General features: G+C 31.3%; 5 protein-coding genes. 3 read left to right on the top strand and 2 right to left on the bottom strand.

Features of this window, described 5'->3' with window-relative positions:
- Positions 1-246: 246 nt before the first annotated feature.
- On the top strand, positions 247-504 hold the full coding sequence (locus AC3DU7_RS29705; RefSeq protein ID WP_488042844.1) for a FitA-like ribbon-helix-helix domain-containing protein: 258 nt from the start codon (positions 247-249) through the stop codon (positions 502-504).
- Complete coding sequence (gene vapC / locus AC3DU7_RS29700) at positions 501-905, top strand: type II toxin-antitoxin system tRNA(fMet)-specific endonuclease VapC (RefSeq protein ID WP_488042843.1); 405 nt, start codon at positions 501-503, stop codon at positions 903-905. Before AC3DU7_RS29705 ends, vapC begins: the two co-directional genes overlap by 4 nt.
- Positions 906-956: 51 nt before the next feature.
- Here the strand turns inward: vapC and AC3DU7_RS29695 are convergent, their stop codons facing one another.
- Together AC3DU7_RS29695 and AC3DU7_RS29690 are read right to left on the bottom strand one after the other, a co-directional pair.
- Positions 957-1,742, bottom strand: a complete 786-nt coding sequence (locus AC3DU7_RS29695) for a hypothetical protein (protein WP_488042842.1) — start codon at positions 1,740-1,742, stop codon at positions 957-959.
- 76 nt (positions 1,743-1,818) lie between these two features.
- Positions 1,819-2,181 (bottom strand): hypothetical protein, encoded by a 363-nt coding sequence (locus AC3DU7_RS29690; protein ID WP_488042841.1) that lies wholly within the window; start codon positions 2,179-2,181, stop codon positions 1,819-1,821.
- Positions 2,182-2,785: 604 nt separating this feature from the next.
- Here AC3DU7_RS29690 and AC3DU7_RS29685 point away from each other — a divergent pair.
- Entirely contained in the window at positions 2,786-2,968 is a 183-nt protein-coding gene (locus AC3DU7_RS29685) for a hypothetical protein (RefSeq protein ID WP_488042840.1), read from the top strand.
- Positions 2,969-3,126: the final 158 nt, after the last annotated feature.

Genomic DNA, 3,126 nt, shown 5'->3' with positions numbered 1-3,126 from the left:
AGGGGAGTAGGGGAGTAGGGGAGTAGGGGAGTAGGGGAGTAGGGGAGTAGGGGAGCAATTTTTCTTGAGAAAAAAAGGCTAAAACCTTTATCTGTTAATACTTTTATATTTAATCAGCATAGCAAGAATTATAAATCTTATAAAAGCGAGTTGTTTTTCCGATTGTGCTGTTAAGTAGTAGAAAAATTTGAGGAAAAATAATAAAATGATAAGATAAGTTGATTGTTGATGTAAATGTAAAGAAAAATGACTCAAATTATTTTAGAAAAACTCAAGCCTTATTTAATAGATAGATTAAAAGATTTAGCTGCAAAAAATAATCGTAGCTTGGAAGAAAAAATCACAGAAATTTTGGAGCAAGCTTTAGAAACTGAAGTGGAAATTAAGCCTAAATATGAAGGATGGCAACCGGGATTTTTTGAAGAGGTTATTGGAGGTTGGAGTGGTGAACCTTTAGTGCGAGAACCTCAACCAGAATATCAGGAACGAGAACCTTTATTATGAGTTATTTGTTAGATACTAATGTCTGCATTAAACTAATTAATAATACTAATCAAGCAGTTGCTCGGAGATTAGCTCAGGAAAACCCCAAACAAATTTATCTTTGTACGGTGGTTGAGTTCGAGTTATATTATGGAGCATATCGAAGTCAAAAAGTTGATGATAATATTGCTAAGTTAAAACGTTTTTTTAATCAATTTACTTTGCTAAATTTTGATAGTAGTTCGGCAAAAATAGCAGGTTATATTCGGGATAAATTAAATAAAAAAGGAACACCAATAGGAGCCTACGATTTGCAAATTGCTTCAATTGCACTGGCGAATGATTTGGTATTGGTGACACATAATGTGAATGAATTTAGCAGAATTGATGGATTAAAAGATGAAGATTGGGAAGCAGATTAAGTCGAATTGGTCTTAGCAAAAATTTGATACTAAGACTAGCGATCGCCTGATTCATTCAAAAGGCAATTGATACCATAAATCATTTTTATTTTCTATTTTAGGTGTATCTTGAAAGATTATTGGAAAAATTCCTTCTAAAATAAGAGGCATTGCCAAGAAGAAAAATAATAATAAAAGTAAAAGCATTTCTCCTGGTGGTATTTGCTTAAATATATTGTTGGCTGAAGTATCTATAAGTTCGGATTTTAAAGTATTTACATCAGTTTGATCATAATCCCCAGAAATAGTAACGGCTAATTGTGACTTGCCAAAAAACTTAGTACCCATAAAACTGACATTTTCAACTGTTATATCCAGATTTTGTTCAGCAATTTTCTTGTTTAGTTCATCTGATTGAAAAAGTTGTTCTAGTTTTTCTAGTCCTGATTGAGAACCTTCAAAAATTAATTTAAGACTACCTAGTTCAATGCCAGAACAATAAATATTACCATCAGTTAATTCTCGTAAAACTTCAATAATAGTTTCTAAATCTTTTCTAAATTTTTTATTAATCCTACCAGCAATTGCAAACGCACTTGTGTCTTCTTCTGTTATGATTTTTTCGTTTAACAAAAGTGTTTCACATATTTGATTATAACTATCAGGTCGAATTTGCTGTTTTTGAAAAAATCTATTTATCGTACTAAGAGACAATTCGGTTTTTTCTGCAAGTTCCTTTTTTGAATAAATTTGCAGCTCTTGCATAGATTTTTCGGCTCTTTCTATCAAGTCATCATATGCCACAAAAAAACTTCGTTCTTTAAGGGGAGGTCTGTCACCTTGGTTTGTGTTGCTCATCACCAGGTTAATTATGCGTTCAGAATAACCTTAATCTCAACTGATTATGGTGTATTATTTCATATATTCTTCATTCTTATTTTTTTATAAAAATCAAACTGTCACTTACACTTAATTGTTGTAAAACCTCAACAATTTTGTTTAACTCTTCTATAAATTTTTTATCAATTCTACCATTAATTGTAAACGCAACTGTTTCTTCTGGTTCCTTAAAAAGAGTTTCACATATTTGATTATAACTATCAGGCTGAATAGCCTGTTTTTGAAAAAATCTATTTATCGTACTGGGAGACAAGTCGGCTATGGCTGAAAGTTCAATTTTTGAATCAATTTTTAGTTCTTGCATAGCTTTTTTGGCTCTTTCTATCAAATCATCATCTGCTTGTAAATAAGTCCGTTTTCTAACCGGAGGTTTTTTACTTTGATTTGTACTGCTCATAATAAAGGTTATAGGATTAGGGATATTCTAAAATAGCTACAGTGTTCTATTAAATAATAATTTCTTAAGCTCAGATCAAGCAGAGTTTATAACCCAAGAAAACTTGATTTGTATGATCATTATACATTTTTCATCTTCAAGGCTTAATAAGACAAATTTTTTGAGGTCATTTTTTCTTATGGTGTGGCCACTACTGTAAGAAAGCCAGGATTAATTACTTACACAGCCATAAGTTGAGGATAAAACAATCACAAGGCAATCATAAGACCATCACAAGGCAATCATAAGACCATCAAAAGGCAGTCATAAGACCATCATAACAAAACCTTTACGCAGTAAAGATTCTAGGATTTTGAGTGAAAAATTTATTTATTACGTTGTGAGATAATTGAGTTATCTCTGCAAGTTTTACTTTTGAAGATATTCCTAGTCTGATCATAGGTTTTTCAGTGATTTTTATACCTTATAGAAGAGCAAAAATTAATAACTACAACAGTCATAAGTCAAATATAGAAAGCTTACAAAACAACCTTTGAGCAATCACATTTTCAGGCTTTTTAAGCAATGATAAAAATACAAACTATATTTCATCTAAACTCAAATTATGAACAACGAAAAAATGGTGATGACAGAAACTTCTAATCCAACAGAAAATATTCAGGTAAAACCTGATTTGTCTAACGGTGATAGCCTAGTAAATATTATCTTGGCAACATCTGCTCTAATTGCAGCGATCGCTAAATTAGTTGAGGTATCTGTTCCAGTAATGAAAAAGAACAATAAATAAGTTCTAACAGCCTAATCAAAAATCCCGCACTCTCTTTTTTAGGGAGTAGCGGGATAAAAGTCGCAAATTTTGGTGTATACTAATCTAAAATAGGTAAGTTGTGCCTAAATTCCATTCATCTACTTTTTCTCCATCAATTTTTGACTACTTTCAACCAT

It is taken from the genome of Okeania sp., from assembly GCF_983059655.1.
This window is presented reverse-complemented; position numbering and strand designations above follow the sequence as displayed.

Excerpts from the sequence above, each read along its gene's own strand:
- AC3DU7_RS29690 (WP_488042841.1), bottom strand. The coding sequence starts at position 2,181 with ATGAGCAGTACAAATCAAAGTAAAAAACCTCCGGTTAGAAAACGGACT.
- AC3DU7_RS29685 (WP_488042840.1), top strand. The coding sequence starts at position 2,786 with ATGAACAACGAAAAAATGGTGATGACAGAAACTTCTAATCCAACAGAA.
- vapC (WP_488042843.1), top strand. The coding sequence starts at position 501 with ATGAGTTATTTGTTAGATACTAATGTCTGCATTAAACTAATTAATAAT.
- AC3DU7_RS29695 (WP_488042842.1), bottom strand. The coding sequence starts at position 1,742 with ATGAGCAACACAAACCAAGGTGACAGACCTCCCCTTAAAGAACGAAGT.
- AC3DU7_RS29705 (WP_488042844.1), top strand. The coding sequence starts at position 247 with ATGACTCAAATTATTTTAGAAAAACTCAAGCCTTATTTAATAGATAGA.